The following is an 18,062-nucleotide window of genomic DNA, read 5'->3' on the forward strand; positions in this document are numbered from 1 at the left end:
GGGCAAAACCCCCGCGAAGCGGCCATCACCCCCGCGCCGTTACCGCCGGCGTCACCCCCACCACCCCCTCCCCGAACCGCCGGTCGCAATACCGCTCCAGACCCCCGTGCGCCGCCACCCACACCCCCATCTCCCCTTCCCCCGAAGGCGTCTCCGCGAGCAGCCGCTCGAACACCCGCCCGTGATACGCGACGGCGCCCCCGCCCAGCCGGCACATCGTCCACTGCCGGTCCGCCAGTTCGTCCACATGCGCCCGCAGCAGCACCTCCGCGTCGTGGCAGAAGGTGACGTCGTCCTCGAGCACCAGCACATGGGAGAGCCCCCGGCGCCGCGCCAGTTCCACCGCCCGCCGGTGGGACAGCGCGTACCCGACCGCCGGTTCGCCCGCCGCCACGGCGGGCAGGCGGTGGACGATCCCGTCGGCGCCGATCCGGCGGAAGCGCCGGGACGCGGCGACCCAACGCGACGGCGACGCGTCGGAGTTGACGCACACCACCGCGTCGAACCAGTCGAGCGGGTGACCCCGCTCCGCCGCATGTCCCGCCACCCACTCGTCGACCACGTCCCCGTACGCCTCCCGGCAGTGCTCGACGACCGGTTCGACCGCCAGCCCCGCCTCCTCCCACGCGAGGAGCCGGTCGCGGCAGAGCGCGGCCGGCTCCGGAGCGGTCGCGGCGAGGGGCCGGCGCCGCGCCCAGCGCAGGAACGGCAGGCACAACACCCGTGCCCCCGCCGCCCGGTACTTCTTGTGCAGGTATCCCTCCTCCGCGCCGTGCCCGCGCAGCCGCGGATTGAAGCCGGTCCACGCCTCCCGCCGGCAGGCGAACAGCCCCAGGTCCTGCATGCCGATCTCGAACGGCGGCGCGTCCGCGTCCGTGCCGCGCGGGTCGCAGCCCCACGTCCCGAACGAGGCGCCGTCGAACACCGGGTCCCGGTGGGTGCGCACGGTGCGCAGGTCGTCCTCCAGCAGGGGCCCCTGGAACAGGTCGCGCGTGCCGGGACGCGCGTCCGCGAAGGCGAGGAGGCGGGCGAGCGCGCCGGGCGCGAGCAGCACCCCGGAGTCCACGCACAGCACCCACTCGGTGCGGGCCTCGCGGACGGCGAGGTCCCGCAGGGCCGAGCCGCGCACCTGGTCGCAGGAGGCGTACCGCAGCCAGGGGAGCCCGCGCAGCGCGGGCGCGGCGGAACCGTCCGGATCGCCGTCGACGACGAGGAGGTCGCAGCGGGCGGCCGCCTCGGGATGGTGGAGGCGCAGCGCCAGCGCGCTGAAGTACGCCCCGTCGTGGTCCTCGTCGCGGACGACGACGGCGACGGTCAGCCGGACGGAAGGGGGCACGGGGGTCACGGGATCACCGGTCGGCCGCGCCGAGCCAGCCGTGGAAGGCGAACCGGCTGTCCAGCAGCTTCGCGGACGGGCTCGTCACGGGACGGATCTGGTACCAGGCGTCGGCGGGGAAGAAGACGAGCGAGTCGTGGTCGGGCTGCACGTCCCGGAAGGACTCGGCGATGCCCGGCCGTCCCTCGCGGACCGTGCTGTCGAAGATCCGGGTCTGGCCGCCGGTGAACCCGCGCGGCCTGCGGTGCAGGTGGTAGAGGAAGGTGACCCGGCCCGCACCGGCGGAGTCCCGGACCGGGGCCTGCCCCACCGCCCTTTCGCCGTCCGGGAGTTCGTTGTGCATGGTGAGGCCGAAGGACACCCGCGCGTCCGTCACCGGCACCCCCAGCAGCGTCATCACCATCGGCGCCAGCCGTGTCACCACGGCCACCAGCGAGGGGAACCGCGCCGTCTGGTCCGCGCAGCGCCAGACCGGCGGGACGCCCGACTCCGCCTCCGCGCCCCGGTCCCGGACCTCGGCCATCAGCGCGTGACAGCCCTCCTCCAGCAGCCGGTCGGCCGCTGCCGCGCCCAGCACGTCGTCGAACCGGCACAGCTGCGTGGCCAGGACCACCCCCGTCGTGGCCGTCTCCCGTGGCGCGGCGTCACCGGACGGCGGCGCCTCGGCCAGTCCCACGTACTCGCTCATCGGGTCACCTCCGCGTCCGGTGAGGGCATGCGGCAAGAGGTACCACCGGGCGTACGGCGCGAAACGACCGTGGCCCCCGACGGACGAACCGGCGGGGGCCACGATGATCAGTGCGCCACCAGGGACTCGAACCCCGGACCTACTGATTAAGAGTCAGTCGCTCTGACCAACTGAGCTAGCGGCGCGGGCAGAACGTTACCCGATCTTCTGTTCGGGTCAAAATCGCTGCTCAGACGGGTCGGCACCCCCTACCCGTCATACTTCCGGGTTACGCGCGAAGAGCCCACCGCAGCGGGACGCCGACCATCCGGCCCGGTCCCTATCGTCCGTACCGCACCCCAAGAACCCGGTCATCCGGTGACCCGGTACGGAAGGACCTCCGATGGCGCCCCGCCCGCCCGTACGCCGTACGCGCCGCACCCTGCTCGCCGCACTCGTCGCCGCCTCCGTGGCCCTGCCCGTCGCGGCCGAGGCCCGGCCCTCCGCCGTCCCGGCGCCCGCACCGGCCGCCCTGTCGCCGCTGCGGTCCGTCACCCCGGCCGCCCTCGACGGCCGTTACGCCGCCGTGCGCCGGGACATCCTGGCGGCGGAGCGGACGGCCGGGGCCCACGGCGACCACCGGCGCGCCGCCGCGCTGGAGGCGATGGCCGCGCCCGGCCGGCACTTCCTCTCCTTCGACGGCCGCGACGGCGGCCGGTCCGCCGAGGTCGTCGGCGACCTGTCCCGGGCCGACCGGATCGCCGTGCTGGTGCCGGGGTCGGACACCGGCCCGGAGACGTACGGGCGGCTGCGCGCCGGTGCGACGGCCCTCGCGGAACGGCTCGGCGCGCGCTCCGCCGTCGTCGCCTGGCTCGGCTACCGCACCCCGGCTGCGGCGAGCGCCGCGGCGCTCACCCCCGGCCGGGCGGACGCCGCGGCAGGTGAACTGCGCGGTTTCATCGAGGAGTTGCGGCGTGCGACACCTCGCGCCCGCGTCTCGGTGCTGTGCCACTCCTACGGCTCGGTGGTCTGCGGCCGGGCCGCCGCCGGGCTCGACGTCGCCGACCTCGTCCTCTACGGCAGCCCCGGCACCGGCGCCCCCGACGTCGCCGCCCTGCACACCCGGGCCACCGTCTGGGCCGGCCGCGCCGCCGGCGACTGGATAGCGGAGGTGCCGCACGCCCGACTCCAACTTCCCTTCACCACCGTCGGGTTCGGCGCCGACCTCGTGTCGCCCGCCTTCGGCGCCCGGCTCTTCGCGGCGGGCGACGGCGGCCACAGCGACTATCTGCGGCCCGGATCCGTACCGTTGGACAGCATCGCCCGCATCGTCACCGGGCACGGCCGTGCGTGACCTCGCCCGGCGCATCGACGCCGCGACCCCGCCCGGGCGCGACCGCGCCCTCGACGCCCTGCGCGCCTTCGCCATCCTCGGCGTGGTGCTCGGCCACTGGCTCGTCACCGCGCTCGTGGCCGACAGCGGCACCCTGCGCGCCGTCAGCCCGCTGCACGCCATGCCCGCCCTCGCACCCGTCTCCTGGCTGCTCCAGCCGCTGGCCGTCTTCTTCATGGTGGGCGGGCGGGTGGCCGCCGGGGGCTACGCGTCCCGGCGTGTGCCGTATCGGCGGTGGCTCGGGGCCCGGCTGTCACGGCTGTTCGGCCCGGTCGTGGCCGTGATCGCGGTCTGGTCGGCGGCGGCCGGGGCGATGCTGGCCGCCGGGACGTCCCCGGGGACGCTGTACGCACTGCTCAAACTGGTGCTCTCCCCGCTGTGGCTCCTCCTCGTCCTCACCGTGCTCACGGCGGCGACCCCGCTCGTCGCGCGCCTGCACCCGCTCTGGCCGTTCGCCGTCGTCCTCCTCGTCGACCTGGTCCGCTTCGGCCTGGACGGGCCCGCGAATCTCGGCTGGCTCAACGTGGCGGCGGGCTGGCTCGTCCCGTACTGCCTCGGCGCGCACCGTCGGACGACCGGCCGGGCCACCGGCTGGGCGCTGCTGCTCGGCGGAGCCGCCGCCACCGCCGCGCTCGTGCTGTGGGCCGGCTATCCCGCCGCCATGGTCGGCGTCCCCGGCGCCCGGATATCCAACCTCAACCCGCCCACCCTCGCCGCCGTCACCTTCGGCCTCGCCCAGTGCGGGGCGGCCCTGCTGCTGCTCGGACCGCTGCGCCGCGCGCTGCGCCGGCCCGCGGCCTGGGCGGCGGTGGCCCTGCTCAACCTCTCCGCCATGACCGTCTTCCTCTGGCACCAGACCGCGATGATGGCGGTCACCGCCCTCGGCCTCCTCGCCGGCCGGCCCCTGCCCGGACTGCACACCCTTCCCGACGGACCGGACTGGGTGCTGGCCCGGCTCGCCTGGCTGCCGGTGTTCGCGGCGGCGCTGCTGGTGTGCCGGTCCGCCTTCCATATTCACGAGCTGCGCCGCCCCGCCGGTGTTCAGGAGGTACGACATGTCTAGGGTGGATCTTGTGAAACGGGGGGACGGAGAGAACGGAAGAGGCGGCAGGGAACAGACGGTCGCCGCACTGCGCGCGATACCGCGCGCCCTGTTCACGCTCGCACGCGACCCCTTGCCGCGCTCCGTCTGGCTGGGCCCGCTGCCGCACTTCCACATCGTGCTGCTCGCCGCCCTCCTCGCCCTCTACAACGCCAACGAGAACACGCGCATCCTCGCGCCGTCCTCGACCGTGGCACTCCTCACCGCGCTCCAGTCCGTCCCCGCCGTCCTCGCGCTCTCCCGCCCCGTCCCCGCCTGGTGGCTGTCGACCCTCGCCCTGTTCCTGACCGGGCTGCTGGCGGACGAACCCGGTCCCGGGACGACCGGCTGGTGGCCCTGGACCCTGTCCGCGCTGCTCCTGCACACCCTCGTCCTGTTCCTGCTCGCCCTGCGGATCCGCCCCCTCGCGGCGGTCGTGGCACTGGCCGTCACCCTGCTCGCGGGAGCCGCCTGCATCGTGCTCGACGCGGGGCGCCGCCCCCAGGCCGTCGTCTGGGACGCATTGCTCCTCACCCTCGCCGTCGTGCTCGGCGCCGCGCTGCGCCAGGGCCGGGTGGCCCGCACCCGCCTCGCCGAGCAGCAGGAGCTCACCGCCGACGAACGGGCCCGCCGCACCCTCCTGGAGGAGCGCGGCCGCATCGCCCGCGAACTGCACGACGTCGTCGCCCATCACATGTCCGTCGTCTCCATCCAGGCCCAGGTCGCCCCGCACCTGGTCGAGAACCCCTCCCCGGAACTGCGGGAGAACCTCGCCGCCATCCGGGGCAGCGCGGTCGAGGCACTCACCGAACTCCGCCGCGTCCTGGGCGTGCTGCGCTCGGAGGAAGGCCCGGCCGGGGCGCCGCAGCCCACCCTCGCCCAACTCGGCGACCTGGTCGCCACGGTGCGCGGCGCCGGGGTCGCCGTCACCACCGCCACCACCGGCCCGGTGCGGCCGCTCCCGCCCGGCGTCGAGCTCTCCGCCTACCGCATCGTCCAGGAGGCGCTGAGCAACGCGATGCGGCACGCGCCCGGCGCGGCGGTGCGCGTCGAGACGGCGTACGGGGCCGGTACGCTCGCCGTCCGCGTCACCAACTCCGCGCCCGGGCGCCCCGCCCCGCCCTCGCCGGGCGCCGGCCACGGCATCCTCGGCATGCGCGAACGCGCCGCCATGCTCGGCGGCGACCTCGCCACCGGCCCGACCCCGGACGGCGGTTACGAGGTGACCGCCGTCCTGCCCACCACTCCTTCTGCCGAGGCTGCTCCGTGACGACGATCCGCGTACTCATCGCCGACGACCAGGTGATGGTCCGCCAGGGCTTCACCGTGCTGCTCGACGCCGAGCCGGACATCGAGGTCGTCGGCCAGGCCGTGGACGGACTCGACGCCGTCGGCAAGGTCGCCGAACTCGCCCCGGACGTCGTCCTTATGGACATCCGCATGCCCGTCCTCGGCGGCATCGACGCCACCCGCCGCATCACCGCCGCCTCCGACGCCGCCGTCAAGGTCCTCGTCCTGACCACCTTCGACCTGGACGAGTACGTCTACGAGGCGCTGCGCGCCGGTGCCTCCGGCTTCCTCCTCAAGGACGCCTCGGCGGAGGAACTCGCCCAGGCGGTACGGGTCGTGGCCGCCGGTGACGCCCTGCTCGCGCCGAGCGTCACCAGGCGGCTCATCGCCGAGTTCTCCCGGATGGGCGGGAGCAGTCCGCGGGCCCCGCTCAAGGAGCGGGTCGGCGCGCTGACCGAGCGCGAGACGGAGGTGCTGTCGCTGGTCGCCCAGGGCCTGTCCAACGCCGAGATCGCGGAGCGGCTCGTCGTCGCCGAACAGACCGTGAAGACCCACGTCAGCCGGATCCTGCTCAAACTCGGCCTGCGGGACCGGACGCAGGCGGCCGTCTTCGCGTACGAGACGGGCCTGGTGCGGCCTGCCGGCTACTGAACGACGGCCCGGCGTCCAGCTACCCCGATATCCCCGAGCGGGCGGCGCCCCCGCACACTGGCCGCATGTGGATGCAAACAGCAACGGCTGCGGGCGTGCTCGCCCTGCTCACGATCGTGCCCGGCCCCGACATGGCCGTGGTCACCAAGAGGGCCATCGCCTCCGGCCGGGCGGAAGCCCTCCGTACGGCCGCCGGGATCACCACCGGACTGCTCGTCTGGGGGGTGTTCACCGTCGTCGGGCTGGCGGCCGTGCTCGCCGCCTCGGCGGAGGCGTACTTCGTCGTCAAGATCCTCGGCGCGGCGTACCTCGCCTACCTCGGTGTCCAGGCGCTGTGGCAGAGCCGGAAGGCGGCCGTGCCGCAAGCGCGGGAGTCGAAGGGTGCGCGGAACGCGTACACGTCCGGCCTGGTGACGAACGTGCTCAACCCCAAGATCGCCGTGTTCTACACGGGTCTTCTGCCGACCCTGGCCCCGGACGGGCTGTCCACGGCGGCGGGCATGGGCCTGCTGGTCGGGCTGCACGCGGTGCTGACCATGGGCTGGCTCGGCGGCTACGTCCACGTCGTCTCGCGGGCGCGGTCCGTGTTCGAACGGCCGCGTGTGCGGCGCGCGTTGGACCGGGTGACCGGTGTCGTCCTGATCGGCTTCGGGGTGCGGGTCGCCACCGACGCCGGGTGACGACCCGCGGCCGTCCCGTCACTCCTGCTTGCGGTCCACGTACTCGAAGATCGCCCCGTCCGGGTGGCGGGCCACGAGGTTGCGGCCGATGGGCGTCGGCACCGGGCCGGCGATGATCTCCGCGCCGACGGCGCGGAGGTCCGCGAGCGCCTCGTCGACATCCGTCACCGCGATCGTGGCCGTGATCTTCCGAAGGACGGACAACTCCGCCTCGGGGCCGCTCATCAGGAAGAACGAACCGACGGCCGCGACGGCGACGCCGCCGCGCCGGAAGCGCATCGCCTCCGCCCCCGTCAGCCGTTCATAGACGGTGATCGACTCTTCGAGATCGCGGACACATACCCTCAGCGCAGTCCCCAGAATGTTCATGGGAGCCAGGCTAGTTGTCCGACGGTGGGGCGGAAGACGGCCTCACGGGGGAGTGGTGCGCGGCGAACGGCCTCTCCCTGTACAGGAGTTCGTCCGGGCGCGGCGCGGTTCACCCGTACCGGCGAAACGGGTGCCACCGCGCGGAGCGCGAGCCGGGGCGACGGTGCGGGGACCCGGGACGGGGGCACCCCCTCCGGGGGAGGTGAAAGGCGAGGGAGCGGGGCAGAATCCCCCGGGCCGCCCCCGCCCGGCCCCCTCGCCCCGCCGTCACCCGCCCGCCCGCGTCGGGCGGCCCCGCCCCGCCCCGTCTGCGAAGGTGGACGAAAAACGTGCCGTGCCGCAGGCCGGGGAAGAGCGGTGCGCGGCACGTACGCACACATGGAGGAGGTGCGCACGGAATGCAGCAGGGTTCCCCGCCGCCGCCCGTCGACTCCGGTGTTTCCGCCTTCCCCGGCCCCGAGCCCTCCCTGCCCGTGCTCCCCGAGCTCGCCGAACACCTCGCGGCGGACGCCGGGCGGGCGGCGTCCGAACCCCTCGGCGGTGGCACCGCCCTGCGCGAGGCCGCCTGCGGCTACTGGGCGCGGCGCGGGCTCGCCGCCGATCCGGCGAACGTCGTCGCCGTTCCCGGCGCCCAGCCCCTCCTGCTCGCCCTGTTCGCCTCGGCGGGCGGCGAGGTACTGCTCACCAGGCCCTGCGCGGCCTGGTACGGGCCGCTCGCCCGCCTCGCGGGGCGGCTGGCGTACCACGTGCCCGTCCCGGCCGAGTGCGGCGGCGTCCCCGACCCGTTCGCCCTGCTGGAGACCGTCGGCCGGATCCGGGCCGAGGGCGGGAGACCGCGCTTCCTCGTGCTGTCGGTCGCCGACGACACCACCGGCACCGTCGCCCCGCCCGAGATCCTGCACGAGGTCTGCGAGGCCGCGGCCGCCGAGGAGCTCACCGTCATCAGCGACGAGACCTGGCGGGACAGCCGGCACGATCCGCACGCCACGGTCTTCGTCGGCCCCGCCGAGATGTACCCGGACCGCGTCGTCGTCCTCGCCGACCTCGCGGGCGGCCCGGCCCCGGCCGCCTGGCCCGCCGCCGTCGCGCTCTTCCCCCGGGCCGCCCCCGGCCCCGTCCTGCGGACCCGCGCCCTCTCCGTCCTGGCCGCGCTGCGCGCCGAGCTCCCGCCGCCCGTCGCGGGCGCCGCGGCCTGGGCGCTCGGCGAGCCCGCGCCGGTCCGCGCCCGCGCGGCCGCCGCCGCGCGGCTGTACGCGTCCCTGACCGGCGCCGTCCACGCACGGATCACCGCCGCGGGGGCGATCGTCCGCCCCCCGCAGACGGGCCCGCACCTCTACGCCGACCTCGGCGAGCTGCGCGAACCGCTGGCCCGGCGCGGGGTGACCGACTCCGTCGACCTGGAGCGCCGGCTCACCGCCGCGCTCGGCCGGCCCGTCCTCGGCGGCCATCGGTTCGGGGACGAACCGGACGCCCTGCGCGTCCGCCTCTCCGCGCTGTCGCTGCTGGGCACCGACGACGACCTGCGCCGGCGTGCCCTCGACGACCCCGACCCGCCCGCGCTGCCGGACGTCGCCCGGGCGCTGGACGCCCTCGGCGCGGCGTTCGCCGAACTGGCCGGCGGCTGACCCGCCGCCGTCGGCCGGCCCGCCACCGTCGACGAGCCTGCTCTTCCCGAACGGAGCCCTTCGATGACCGAGCAGACCGAGCAGACCGAGCAGACAGGTCAGACCGAGCAGAACGATCAGACAGGTCGGACCGATCGGGGCGATCGGGGCGAGCGCCCGGGGCGCCGCCTCGCGGCCCCGCGCTCCACGGGGGAGATCCGCATCTGGCCCCGGTCGTTCGCCGACCGCCTGACCGCCCCGCTGCCGGGCGTCCGCGCCCTCGCCCGCCTCGCCCGGGAGGGACGGCTGCGTCCCTCCGCCGCCTCCCTGCGCGAGATCCCCGGCGTCCCGGTGGAGCCCGCCCCGCCGCCCGTCGTCAACGCGGCCACGGTGGCCGCCACTTGGGCGGGGCACGCCAGCTGGGTCCTGAGCATCGGCGGCCTCACCGTGCTCACCGACCCCGTCTGGTCCCGCAGGATCCTCGGCACCCCGCCCAGAATCACCCCGGTCGGGGTGGCCTGGGAGGACCTGCCGCGCGTCGACGCCGTCGTCATCAGCCACAACCACTACGACCACCTGGACGCCCCCACCCTCAAGCGGCTGCCCCGCGACACCCACCTGCTCCTGCCCGCCGGACTCGCCCGCTGGGCGCGCCGCCGCCGCTTCACCCAGGTCACCGAGCTCGACTGGTGGGAGGCCGTCGAACTGCCCGGCGCGGCAGGGCCGGTGCGCTTCGACTTCGTCCCTGCCCACCACTGGAGCAAGCGCACCGTCACCGACACCTGCCGCTCCCTGTGGGGCGGCTGGGTGCTGACGGCCCCGGGCGGGCAGCGCGTCTACTTCGCGGGGGACACCGGCTACGGCCACTGGTTCGGACGGATCGGCGCCCGCTACCCCGGCATCGACCTGGCGCTCCTGCCGATCGGCGCGTACGACCCGCGCTGGATGCTCGGCCCCGTGCACACCGACCCCGAGGAGGCCGTGCGCGCCTGCCAGGACCTGGGCGCCCGGGCGATGGCCCCCATGCACTGGGGGACGTTCCTGCTCTCCGCCGAGCCGCCGCTCGAACCCCTGCTGAGAGTGCGGGCGGCGTGGGCCGCGACGGGCCGCCCGCGGGACGAGCTGTGGGACCTGCCGGTCGGCGGGTCCCGGGTGCTGGAGCCGGGCCGGGACCGGGCGGTGCGGCCGGTCCCCGTGGACCCCTTCGCGACGTGACGGCGGGCGCTCCCGGCCGCCGGGGCATGAGCAGCTTCGACGACATCTACGACCGGCCCGATCCGCGTGCCTACTTCGCCCGGCTGGCACCCCTGGACTACCGGATCCCGCACCACGCGCAGCCCGTCTTCCGGGCCGCCGTCGCCGAGCTCGCCCGCCGCCGGCCCGGCGGCCCGGTCACGGTGGTGGACCTCTGCTGCTCCTACGGCATCAACGCCGCCCTGCTCAACCACGACCTCACCCTGGGCGACCTCTACGACCGCTACACGGGCCCGGCGACGGACGGCCTGTCCCGCGAGGAACTCATCGCCTCGGACCGGGAGTTCTACGCTTCCCGCCGCCGGCCGGACGCGTGCCCGGTCGTCGGCGTCGACGTCTCGCCACGGGCCGTGGCCTACGCGGCGGACGCCGGGCTGCTGGACGCCGCGTTCGCCGAGAACCTGGAGACGGCCCCCGCGAGCGCGGCCCTCGCCGCGGCGCTCGCACCGGCCCGGCTGGTCACCGTCACCGGCGGCCTGAGCTACATCGGTCCGCGGACCTTCGACGCCGTCGCCACCGCCTGCCACGGCCGCGCCTGGGTGGTCGCGTTCGCGGTACGGCCCGTGGACTACCGGCCGGTCGCCGACGTCCTGCGCCGGCACGGGCTGGTGACCAGGACTCCCGAACGCACCTTCCCCCAGCGCCGCTTCACCGGACCGGAGGAGCGGCGCAACGCCCTGGAGCGCGTCGGGGCGGCCGGGCTGGACCCGGCCGGGCGGGAGGCGGAGGGCTACTACCACGCCGTCCTCCACGCGTCGCGGCCCGCGCCGGACTGGGGCTGAGGGGGCTCTAGGGGCTCGGCTCCAGGACGTGCACGCGCAGCGGCACCCCGAGCGACGGGTGGCGGGTCTCCCGCTCCTGCCGCATGCCGAGCTTGCGCATGACCCGCTCGGAGGCGTCGTTCCCTATGGCGTGGACGCTGACCACCCGCGCCAGCCCGCGGCCGCTCAGCGCGAAGTCCAGCGCGGCGCGGGCGCCTTCGGTGGCCAGGCCGCGCCCCCAGTACGCCCGGCCGAGGCGCCAGCCGATCTCCACCGCGGGCAGGATCTCCGGCAGATAGCGCGGCACCGACAGGCCCACGAAACCGATGAGTTGGCGGCCCTGGCGCAGCTCGGCCGCGAACAGGCCGATGCCCCGCTCCTCCCACTCCCGTTCCCACGCCGCGATCCCGGCGGCGGTCTGCTTCCGGTCCTGTACGGACCCGTCGCCGATCCAGCGCATCACCTCCGGATCGGCGTTGATGGCGGCCATCGGCTCGATATCGTCCTCGCGCCAACGGCGCAGCGTCAGCCGGGGTGTTCGCAGCGTGGTCGTCATGGGGACATCCTGCCCATCCGCACGCCGCTCAGTCACATCCGGAGTACCCTGCACGCCTTCTGCATCCATGACCGGAATGCTCCTCCGTGTCCGCAACGGCATACGGGCCCGAGCCGGGAGGAACCGGTCACGGGCACCGGCCGAACCCTGTGTCCCAGGACGCCTCGTATAAGGTGACCGACCGAAATCAGACACCCCCACACGGGTCCATTCCGACCCGGTCTGGAGAGAGTTATGCGTCGACGCATATCCGCCCTCGCCGTCACCGCCGCCCTGGCCGGCGGCGTCCTGCTCGGCACCGCCCCCGTCGAGGCCTCGGCCTCGGGCCACACCGTCACCTGCAACTACCCCAAGATGCGCCAGGAGATCGCCCAGTTGAAGGCGAAGGCCAACCGGCTGAAGCACGAGGGCGAGTACGCCGCGGCCAAGCGGACCCTCGCTCAGGCGAACGCCATCCAGCGGAAGCTGAACATGTGCGAGGACGCCGAGCGGAAGGGCTCGCCCAAGTTCCCCGGGTGATTCCGGACGGGGGCGGGCGGGTCCCGCCCCCATTGGCCCGGCGGGTGGAGCGCGCGATATCGAACGTGCGAATGCCCGCCGGAGCGGGGCGTGGAGCGGCGGGGAAAGCGGTAGGGAACCTCTCCACCCAGGAAGGTGAAGGAGCCTCACGTGCGTATCTTCCGCCGCCTCGCCACGACCCTCACCGCCGCGCTCGCCCTGGTCTGCGCCGCGCCTCTGCCCGCCGCCGACGCGAGACCGGCAGCCTCCTACGCCGCGCTCGGCGACTCGTTCTCCTCCGGCCTCGGTGCCCACGACTACGACGCGGCCTCCGGCGCGTGCTTCCGCAGCCCGCACGCCTACGGCCCCCGGTGGGCCGCCGCCCACCACGTCGCCGACTTCTGCTTCCCCGCCTGCGCGGGCGCGACCGCCCACGACCTGGTGACCGGTCAACTCCCGGCCCTGGGACCGGAGACCGCCCTGGTCACCCTCACGCTGGGCGGCAACGACGTCGACTACGCCCGCGTCATGCAGGCCTGCAGCATCGGCCTGTCCGCGAGCTGCGCGGCGGAGGCGGACCGGGCCGAGCGTGCGATGGACCGCACCCTCCCCGCCCGCCTGGACGAGGCGTACGCGGCCATCGCCCACCGCGCCCCGCGCGCCCGCGTGATCGTCCTCGGCTACCCCCATCTCTTCGGCGGCGCCCCCTGCTTGATCCCGGCACCGCCGCGGGCCCACCGGCTGGACGCGGCGGTGGACCACCTGGACGCCGTCATCGCCGACCGCACGCGGGCGGCGGGATTCGCGTACGCGGATCCGCGGGGGAGGTTCGCGGGGCACGGGGCGTGTGCCGCGGATCCGTGGATCAACGGGGCGGGGCTGGCGGTGCAGGAGTCGTACCACCCCAACGGGGAGGGGTACCGGGGATACGAGAGCCTGCTGCCGTGAGGAGGAGGGTGCGGACCCCTAAGGGCCCGTGCCCCCACGGTATGACCCGAGAAGCGACCTCAGGCTGATCAATTCGCCGCCACATCTCCGTACTGTCGATCCCGCCCCGGACCGACATCCAAGGAGACCCAATGCCTCGCCTCTCGCGCCCGGTTACGGCCGTCGCGGCGGCCGCCGCCGCCCTGGTCCTGGCCGGTCCGCCGGCCCAGGCCATGACCGGCGGGCGGCAGTTGCCGGCCCCCGGCGCCGCCCCGTGGCTGGCCACCCTGGCCGTCAAGGGCGACGGTCCGCTGCTGCCGCGCGCGTCCTGCGGCGGGGCGCTGGTCGGGGAGGACACGGTCCTCACCGCCGCCCACTGCCTCGACGGAGTCGATCCCGCCCGGCTGGAGGTGCACATCGGCTCGTCCGTCCTCTCCCGCGACCCGGGGGTCGTCCGCGACCTCGCCCGCACCCGACTGCACCCGGAATACCGGCTCCTTCCGTCCCCCGTGGACCCCGGCGCCCCCGAACTCTCCTCCGCGCAGTACGACATCGCGGTGATCCGCCTCGCCGCACCCGTGCGGGGCGTCCGGCCCCTGGCCCTCGCCCGTCACCGTCCCGCCCCCGGCGCGGACGCGGCCATGTTCAGCCATGGCACCGTCGCCGCGCCCGACCCGTCCCGGCCGGACGTGGAGATCCGCGGTGACGTCCTGCGCCGCGGCGACCTGACGGCCGTCCCGCACGGGGAGTGCGCCGCCGGGACGCCCGCGACCGTGGACCGGGCCTCCACCTTCTGCGCCGGCGACCGCCGCGGCGGCGGCACGACGATGTGCACGGGCGACAGCGGCAGCCCGCTCGTCGTCCGGCAAGGCCGCCGCCCCGAGCTCGTGGGCATCGCCAGCTTCGGCGGCGAGACGGCGGGCAAGAGGTGCGGACAGCCGGCGGACGCGGCGTTCGCGGATGTGGCGGCGGTGCGGGAGTGGGTGGCGCGAGCTTCCTGACGGCCCGGGCGCAGCGGCGCGGCCCGTTGTTGCCGCGGGCCGCGTCGCGGGTTTCTCGGGCGGAGGAGCTTCAGGCGGAGAAGCTTCAGGCGGAGAAGCTGAGGAAGGTGTCCGCGTGCGCGCCGGTGTCCGGCTGGACGGTCGCCAGCGGCACTCCGATGCAATTCGGCAAGTTGTAGACCTTGACCGGACGATCGGTCTGATTGATCAGGACATGGTGCAGCGCGGTGGACAGGTTCGTGCAGCCCTGGGGATTCGGGTAATGCTTGAGCGGCAGGGCGTCCACCTGGAACACCACCACCTCTCCACCGGCCGCCTGGGCCGGAACTCCGCCCCCGAGCGTCAGCGCGGCGGCGAACGAGGCCGCGGTCAGGCCCATGACGAGACGGTTCTTCGCGGTGAATCGACGCATTTCTCCTCCAGATGTCGCTGGATCCGCAGGGGATTGCCGAGCCCTGCCAAGGAGTAAGCCAAGGGGTAGGGGGCGAAGCGGCGTGCGGAAAAGAAATTCCGAAACCATCGCCGCAGGAGTTCCTGCCCCTGAGGGAACGATGTCGGCGGCATGTGCCGACCGGCAACGGCCGAGTCAAGGATTAGCTCGCACGAGTTAATTAGTCGCGTATACGGATAACCCGCTCCAAATATGCCGACGCCGCGGTGGCGGGAAGGTCGCTGTGACCCCGGTCACTGCGATCGGCCGTCGGGTCCGCTGATACTGCTCGTCGCAGAGGCAGCGGACGAATGACGGCCCGCAAGCCGGTTCGCTGGACCATTTCCGGCCAAGAGGCACCCCGCACGGGACAAAAAAGCGCGATTTTGCGCCGGGCCCCCTACTGGTCACCATGTGCTCGTATCGCACAGATCTGCGACCTGCCCGCAGGATGAGAGGCGCACCACCCACCATGCACGACACGACCGACGGCACGCACACGCGCCGTTTCGGCCTCCCCACAGCGGTCGCGCTGGTGATGGGGAACATCATCGGCGGCGGCATCTTCCTGCTGCCCGCCTCCGTCGCCCCGTTCGGCACGGTCAGCCTGCTGGCCTTCGGCGTGCTGACCGTCGGGGCGATCGCGCTCGCGCTGGTCTTCGGCCGGCTCGCCGAGCGGCATCCGCACACCGGCGGCCCGTACGTGTACGCCCGCGCGGCGTTCGGCGACTTCGCCGGGTTCCTGTCGGCATGGTCGTACTGGACCATGACCTGGGTCAGCAACGCCGCCCTGGCGGTCGCCGGGGTCGGCTACTTCCACGTCCTGACCGGCGGCAAGGGCTCCATGGGCGCGGACCTGACCGTCGCCCTGGCCCTGCTGTGGCTGCCGGCGCTGGCGAACCTGGCCGGCACGCGCTGGGTGGGGGCCGTGCAGCTGGTCTCCACCGTGCTGAAGTTCGTGCCGCTGCTGTTCGTCGCGGTCGTCGGGCTGTTCTTCTTCGACCCGAAGAACCTCGGTCACTTCCACGAGGGCGGCGGGAGCTGGGCCGGCGGGCTGACCGCGTCGGCGGCGATCCTGCTCTACAGCTACGTCGGCGTCGAGTCGGCGGCCATGAGCGCGGGCGAGGTCCGCGACCCGGGCCGCAACGTCGGCCGGGCGAGCGTCCTGGGCACCATCGGCGCGGCCCTGGTCTACCTGCTGGGCACGGTCTCCGTCTTCGGCAGCGTCCCGCACGACAAGCTGGTCGACTCCACGGCGCCGTTCTCCGACGCGGTCAACGCGATGTTCGGCGGCGAATGGGGCGGCACGCTGATCGCGGGCGCCGCGGTGATCTCCATCGTGGGCGCGCTCAACGGCTGGACGCTGATGAGCGCCCAGATGCCGTACGCGGCGGCCAAGGACGGCCTGTTCCCGGCGGCCTTCGCCCGCAAGCGGCGCGGGGTGCCGACGGCCGGCGTACTGGCGGCGTCGGTGCTGGCCACCGGGCTGACCGTGATCAACTACGTGTCCGGCGCGGGCGGGGTCTTCAACATCCTCGTGCTGATCACCACGTTCTCCGCGACCGTCCCCTACCTGCTGGCCGCGGCCGCCCAGGTGTACTTCCTGCTGACCGGCCGGCGCGACCGCGTCCGCCCCGGCCGGCTGACCCGCGACATGGTCCTCGCGCTCGGCGCGTTCGCGTTCTCCTTCTGGCTGGTCGCCGGCGCCGGATACGAGGCGGTCTACCAGGGCGTGCTGTTCCTCTTCGCCGGCGTCCTCGTCTACGCGTGGATGGCGGCACGCCGCCCGAAGCCGGCGGAGACGCCGGAGACGGCGGAGGACGCCCCGGCCCCCGAGGTGGTCACGGCGGCGTAGGCCCTTACGTCAGGGGTAATCGCGCCCCTTTCCCGTTCACGACAGGGTGGAGCCATGGCCCCCGGAACCGCGCACTCGGGTCCGGGGGCCTTTCCGTACCCGTCGACCCGTCGAGAGAGGGAGAACCGACCATGTCGCGCTACGAGGACGCCGTCGCCCGCTACTTCACCGCCTGGAACGCCGTCGCCGCGGACGCCCGTGCCCGGGCCGTCGCCGCCGCGTGGACGGAGGACGGCACGTACACCGACCCGCTCGCCGACGTCCGCGGGCACGAGGCGCTCGCCACGGTGATCGCCGGGGCGCGGGAGCGGTTCCCCGGATTCGTCTTCCGGCCGACGGGGGACGTGGACGGGCACCACGACACCGTGCGGTTCTCCTGGGAACTGGTCTCGGAGGCCGACGGCTCCGCGCCCGTCGCGGGGTCGGACGTCGCCACGCTCGCGGGGGACGGGCGCCTGAGCGGCGTCCTCGGATTCCTGGACCGGGTGCCCGCTACGGCGTGAGCGCCTCCCGCAGATACGCGGCCGTCTCCGGGTCGGCGGGGAGGAAGGTCTCCAGGGCCAGTTCGGAGACGGTCACGTCCATGGGGGTGTTGAACGTCGAGACGGTGGAGACGAAGGACAGCGTCCGGCCGCCGTGTTCGAGCACCAGGGGGAGCGCGAAGGGGGCCGCCGGGCCGTCGTCCGTCCGTCCCTCGCCGGGCACGTCCGGCGGCGGATAGGCGCTGACCTCCTCATGGACGGCGCGCAGCGGCGCCGAGCGCAGGACGGCCAGCTGGCGCTCCATCTGGTGCAGCAGATGGGCGCGCCACTGGCCGTAGTTGCGGATGCGCGGGGCCATGCCGCGGGGGTGCAGGGTCAGGCGCATGGCGTTCATCGGCGGAACGAGCAGTTCCGCGGCGACGCCGTCCAGCAGCAGGGCGACGGCCCGGTTGGCCGCCACGACCTCGTAGGTTCCGTCCACGACGAGCGCGGGGCAGGGCTCATGGGCGCTCAGCAGGCGCTGAAGACAGGCGTGCAGTTCGCTCATCGCCGGGTCGTCCAGCGGCCGTTCGGGATAGTGCGGTGCGTAACCCGCGGCGACGAGGAGGGCGTTGCGCTCCCGGACGGGTATGTCGAGGTGGTCCGCGAGACGCAGGATCATCTCCTGGCTCGGCCGGGAACGGCCCGTCTCGACAAAGCTGATGTGGCGGGCGGAGGAGTCGGCGCGCAGGGCGAGCTCCAGCTGGCTGATACGGCGCCGGTTCCGCCACGTGCGCAGGAGCGTGCCCACCGCGGGGGCGCCGGACGGGGCAGTCGTCATGCCGCGACATTACCCGCGCCCCGTGGGACCCTTGTCGAACCGGTGTCGGCGGAGGACGAAGGGACAGGGGACATGCCGGTCGAACCGCTCTCGCAGCAGGACGTCGAGGAGCGCCTCAGGGAACTGCCCGGCTGGACGACGGACGGGGTGCTGCTCCGTCGCTCGTACCGCCTCCCGGGGCACTTCCCGGCGGTGGCCCTGGTGGTGCATATCGCCCGTATCCAGGAGGAGTTGGGGCATCATTCCGATCTGACCCTCGGGTACGACACCGTGACGATCGCCGTGAACACGCACAGCGTGGGCGGCAAGGTCACGGGGCTGGACGTCGAACTGGCCCGCAGGATCGAGGCGATCGCCCCCGGGCACGGGGCGCGCTGACGGCGCGACGGTCCTGTCCGCCCGCGGCC

General features: G+C 74.3%; 20 protein-coding genes and 1 tRNA gene. 14 read left to right on the plus strand and 7 right to left on the minus strand.

Annotated elements, in window-relative coordinates:
- Window positions 1–25 precede the first annotated feature (25 nt).
- The 3 genes from AB8735_RS30000 to AB8735_RS30010 form a co-directional block, all read right to left on the minus strand.
- The gene (locus AB8735_RS30000) at window positions 26–1,336 is read right to left on the minus strand and encodes a hypothetical protein (protein ID WP_372410641.1); all 1,311 of its coding nucleotides are present in this window, start codon (window positions 1,334–1,336) and stop codon (window positions 26–28) included.
- 13 nt (window positions 1,337–1,349) lie between these two features.
- A complete protein-coding gene (locus AB8735_RS30005) occupies window positions 1,350–2,024 on the minus strand; it encodes a 2OG-Fe(II) oxygenase (RefSeq protein WP_372410642.1) in 675 nt (224 codons plus the stop codon).
- A 111-nt stretch (window positions 2,025–2,135) separates the two neighbouring features.
- A tRNA-Lys gene (locus AB8735_RS30010) sits at window positions 2,136–2,209 on the minus strand.
- A gap of 197 nt (window positions 2,210–2,406) precedes the next feature.
- Here AB8735_RS30010 and AB8735_RS30015 point away from each other — a divergent pair.
- The 5 genes from AB8735_RS30015 (at window position 2,407) to AB8735_RS30035 (ending at window position 7,098) form a co-directional block, all read left to right on the plus strand.
- Window positions 2,407–3,357, plus strand: coding sequence for an alpha/beta hydrolase (locus AB8735_RS30015; protein ID WP_372410644.1), 951 nt, complete (start codon window positions 2,407–2,409; stop codon window positions 3,355–3,357).
- The gene (locus AB8735_RS30020; RefSeq protein WP_372410645.1) at window positions 3,350–4,459 is read left to right on the plus strand and encodes an acyltransferase family protein; all 1,110 of its coding nucleotides are present in this window, start codon (window positions 3,350–3,352) and stop codon (window positions 4,457–4,459) included. Before AB8735_RS30015 ends, AB8735_RS30020 begins: the two co-directional genes overlap by 8 nt.
- The gene (locus tag AB8735_RS30025; RefSeq protein WP_372410647.1) at window positions 4,452–5,747 is read left to right on the plus strand and encodes a sensor histidine kinase; all 1,296 of its coding nucleotides are present in this window, start codon (window positions 4,452–4,454) and stop codon (window positions 5,745–5,747) included. Before AB8735_RS30020 ends, AB8735_RS30025 begins: the two co-directional genes overlap by 8 nt.
- The gene (locus AB8735_RS30030; RefSeq protein ID WP_372410649.1) at window positions 5,744–6,418 is read left to right on the plus strand and encodes a response regulator; all 675 of its coding nucleotides are present in this window, start codon (window positions 5,744–5,746) and stop codon (window positions 6,416–6,418) included. Before AB8735_RS30025 ends, AB8735_RS30030 begins: the two co-directional genes overlap by 4 nt.
- A 65-nt stretch (window positions 6,419–6,483) precedes the next feature.
- Window positions 6,484–7,098, plus strand: coding sequence for a LysE family translocator (locus tag AB8735_RS30035; protein WP_372410650.1), 615 nt, complete (start codon window positions 6,484–6,486; stop codon window positions 7,096–7,098).
- An 18-nt stretch (window positions 7,099–7,116) separates the two neighbouring features.
- On the opposite strand, the gene AB8735_RS30040 is transcribed toward AB8735_RS30035, so the two are convergent.
- Window positions 7,117–7,467: a VOC family protein gene (locus AB8735_RS30040; RefSeq protein ID WP_344025491.1), complete on the minus strand. Its 351-nt coding sequence runs from the start codon at window positions 7,465–7,467 to the stop codon at window positions 7,117–7,119.
- 398 nt (window positions 7,468–7,865) lie between these two features.
- Between AB8735_RS30040 and AB8735_RS30045 the strand changes: the two genes are divergently transcribed.
- From AB8735_RS30045 to AB8735_RS30055, 3 genes are all read left to right on the plus strand, one after another.
- A complete protein-coding gene (locus tag AB8735_RS30045) occupies window positions 7,866–9,092 on the plus strand; it encodes an aminotransferase class I/II-fold pyridoxal phosphate-dependent enzyme (protein WP_372410652.1) in 1,227 nt (408 codons plus the stop codon).
- Window positions 9,093–9,155: 63 nt separating this feature from the next.
- Window positions 9,156–10,286: an MBL fold metallo-hydrolase gene (locus AB8735_RS30050; protein WP_372410655.1), complete on the plus strand. Its 1,131-nt coding sequence runs from the start codon at window positions 9,156–9,158 to the stop codon at window positions 10,284–10,286.
- Window positions 10,287–10,312: 26 nt separating this feature from the next.
- Window positions 10,313–11,107, plus strand: a complete 795-nt coding sequence (locus tag AB8735_RS30055; RefSeq protein WP_372410657.1) for a hypothetical protein — start codon at window positions 10,313–10,315, stop codon at window positions 11,105–11,107.
- Window positions 11,108–11,114: 7 nt separating this feature from the next.
- On the opposite strand, the gene AB8735_RS30060 is transcribed toward AB8735_RS30055, so the two are convergent.
- A complete protein-coding gene (locus AB8735_RS30060) occupies window positions 11,115–11,642 on the minus strand; it encodes a GNAT family N-acetyltransferase (RefSeq protein WP_372410659.1) in 528 nt (175 codons plus the stop codon).
- Window positions 11,643–11,876: 234 nt separating this feature from the next.
- On the opposite strand from AB8735_RS30060, the gene AB8735_RS30065 reads away from it, so the two are divergent.
- The 3 genes from AB8735_RS30065 (at window position 11,877) to AB8735_RS30075 (ending at window position 14,068) form a co-directional block, all read left to right on the plus strand.
- Window positions 11,877–12,161, plus strand: a complete 285-nt coding sequence (locus AB8735_RS30065) for a hypothetical protein (protein ID WP_372410662.1) — start codon at window positions 11,877–11,879, stop codon at window positions 12,159–12,161.
- A 150-nt stretch (window positions 12,162–12,311) separates the two neighbouring features.
- Window positions 12,312–13,088: an SGNH/GDSL hydrolase family protein gene (locus AB8735_RS30070; RefSeq protein ID WP_372410664.1), complete on the plus strand. Its 777-nt coding sequence runs from the start codon at window positions 12,312–12,314 to the stop codon at window positions 13,086–13,088.
- 131 nt (window positions 13,089–13,219) lie between these two features.
- The gene (locus tag AB8735_RS30075) at window positions 13,220–14,068 is read left to right on the plus strand and encodes a trypsin-like serine protease (RefSeq protein ID WP_372410665.1); all 849 of its coding nucleotides are present in this window, start codon (window positions 13,220–13,222) and stop codon (window positions 14,066–14,068) included.
- Between the two features lie 85 nt (window positions 14,069–14,153).
- Here the strand turns inward: AB8735_RS30075 and AB8735_RS30080 are convergent, their stop codons facing one another.
- A complete protein-coding gene (locus AB8735_RS30080; protein WP_372410666.1) occupies window positions 14,154–14,480 on the minus strand; it encodes a hypothetical protein in 327 nt (108 codons plus the stop codon).
- Between the two features lie 490 nt (window positions 14,481–14,970).
- Between AB8735_RS30080 and AB8735_RS30085 the strand changes: the two genes are divergently transcribed.
- Together AB8735_RS30085 and AB8735_RS30090 are read left to right on the plus strand one after the other, a co-directional pair.
- Window positions 14,971–16,353, plus strand: coding sequence for an amino acid permease (locus tag AB8735_RS30085; protein ID WP_344025510.1), 1,383 nt, complete (start codon window positions 14,971–14,973; stop codon window positions 16,351–16,353).
- A gap of 131 nt (window positions 16,354–16,484) precedes the next feature.
- Window positions 16,485–16,856, plus strand: a complete 372-nt coding sequence (locus AB8735_RS30090) for a nuclear transport factor 2 family protein (protein ID WP_372410668.1) — start codon at window positions 16,485–16,487, stop codon at window positions 16,854–16,856.
- Here AB8735_RS30090 and AB8735_RS30095 read toward each other — a convergent pair.
- Entirely contained in the window at window positions 16,846–17,655 is an 810-nt protein-coding gene (locus AB8735_RS30095) for a helix-turn-helix domain-containing protein (RefSeq protein ID WP_372410669.1), read from the minus strand. The genes AB8735_RS30090 and AB8735_RS30095 overlap by 11 nt on opposite strands.
- Before the next feature lie 72 nt (window positions 17,656–17,727).
- On the opposite strand from AB8735_RS30095, the gene AB8735_RS30100 reads away from it, so the two are divergent.
- Window positions 17,728–18,033 (plus strand): 4a-hydroxytetrahydrobiopterin dehydratase, encoded by a 306-nt coding sequence (locus tag AB8735_RS30100; protein WP_372410671.1) that lies wholly within the window; start codon window positions 17,728–17,730, stop codon window positions 18,031–18,033.
- Window positions 18,034–18,062: the final 29 nt, after the last annotated feature.

Source organism: Streptomyces luteireticuli, from assembly GCF_041519305.1.
GTDB classification, from domain to species: domain Bacteria; phylum Actinomycetota; class Actinomycetes; order Streptomycetales; family Streptomycetaceae; genus Streptomyces; species Streptomyces luteireticuli.

What these genes read in the sequence shown, in the direction of transcription:
- AB8735_RS30005 (WP_372410642.1), bottom strand. Translation starts at nt 2,024, where the DNA reads ATGAGCGAGTACGTGGGACTGGCCGAGGCGCCGCCGTCCGGTGACGCC.
- AB8735_RS30015 (WP_372410644.1), top strand. Translation starts at nt 2,407, where the DNA reads ATGGCGCCCCGCCCGCCCGTACGCCGTACGCGCCGCACCCTGCTCGCC.
- AB8735_RS30025 (WP_372410647.1), top strand. Translation starts at nt 4,452, where the DNA reads ATGTCTAGGGTGGATCTTGTGAAACGGGGGGACGGAGAGAACGGAAGA.
- AB8735_RS30035 (WP_372410650.1), top strand. Translation starts at nt 6,484, where the DNA reads ATGTGGATGCAAACAGCAACGGCTGCGGGCGTGCTCGCCCTGCTCACG.
- AB8735_RS30040 (WP_344025491.1), bottom strand. Translation starts at nt 7,467, where the DNA reads ATGAACATTCTGGGGACTGCGCTGAGGGTATGTGTCCGCGATCTCGAA.
- AB8735_RS30045 (WP_372410652.1), top strand. Translation starts at nt 7,866, where the DNA reads ATGCAGCAGGGTTCCCCGCCGCCGCCCGTCGACTCCGGTGTTTCCGCC.
- AB8735_RS30050 (WP_372410655.1), top strand. Translation starts at nt 9,156, where the DNA reads ATGACCGAGCAGACCGAGCAGACCGAGCAGACAGGTCAGACCGAGCAG.
- AB8735_RS30055 (WP_372410657.1), top strand. Translation starts at nt 10,313, where the DNA reads ATGAGCAGCTTCGACGACATCTACGACCGGCCCGATCCGCGTGCCTAC.
- AB8735_RS30060 (WP_372410659.1), bottom strand. Translation starts at nt 11,642, where the DNA reads ATGACGACCACGCTGCGAACACCCCGGCTGACGCTGCGCCGTTGGCGC.
- AB8735_RS30065 (WP_372410662.1), top strand. Translation starts at nt 11,877, where the DNA reads ATGCGTCGACGCATATCCGCCCTCGCCGTCACCGCCGCCCTGGCCGGC.
- AB8735_RS30075 (WP_372410665.1), top strand. Translation starts at nt 13,220, where the DNA reads ATGCCTCGCCTCTCGCGCCCGGTTACGGCCGTCGCGGCGGCCGCCGCC.
- AB8735_RS30080 (WP_372410666.1), bottom strand. Translation starts at nt 14,480, where the DNA reads ATGCGTCGATTCACCGCGAAGAACCGTCTCGTCATGGGCCTGACCGCG.
- AB8735_RS30085 (WP_344025510.1), top strand. Translation starts at nt 14,971, where the DNA reads ATGCACGACACGACCGACGGCACGCACACGCGCCGTTTCGGCCTCCCC.
- AB8735_RS30090 (WP_372410668.1), top strand. Translation starts at nt 16,485, where the DNA reads ATGTCGCGCTACGAGGACGCCGTCGCCCGCTACTTCACCGCCTGGAAC.
- AB8735_RS30095 (WP_372410669.1), bottom strand. Translation starts at nt 17,655, where the DNA reads ATGACGACTGCCCCGTCCGGCGCCCCCGCGGTGGGCACGCTCCTGCGC.
- AB8735_RS30100 (WP_372410671.1), top strand. Translation starts at nt 17,728, where the DNA reads ATGCCGGTCGAACCGCTCTCGCAGCAGGACGTCGAGGAGCGCCTCAGG.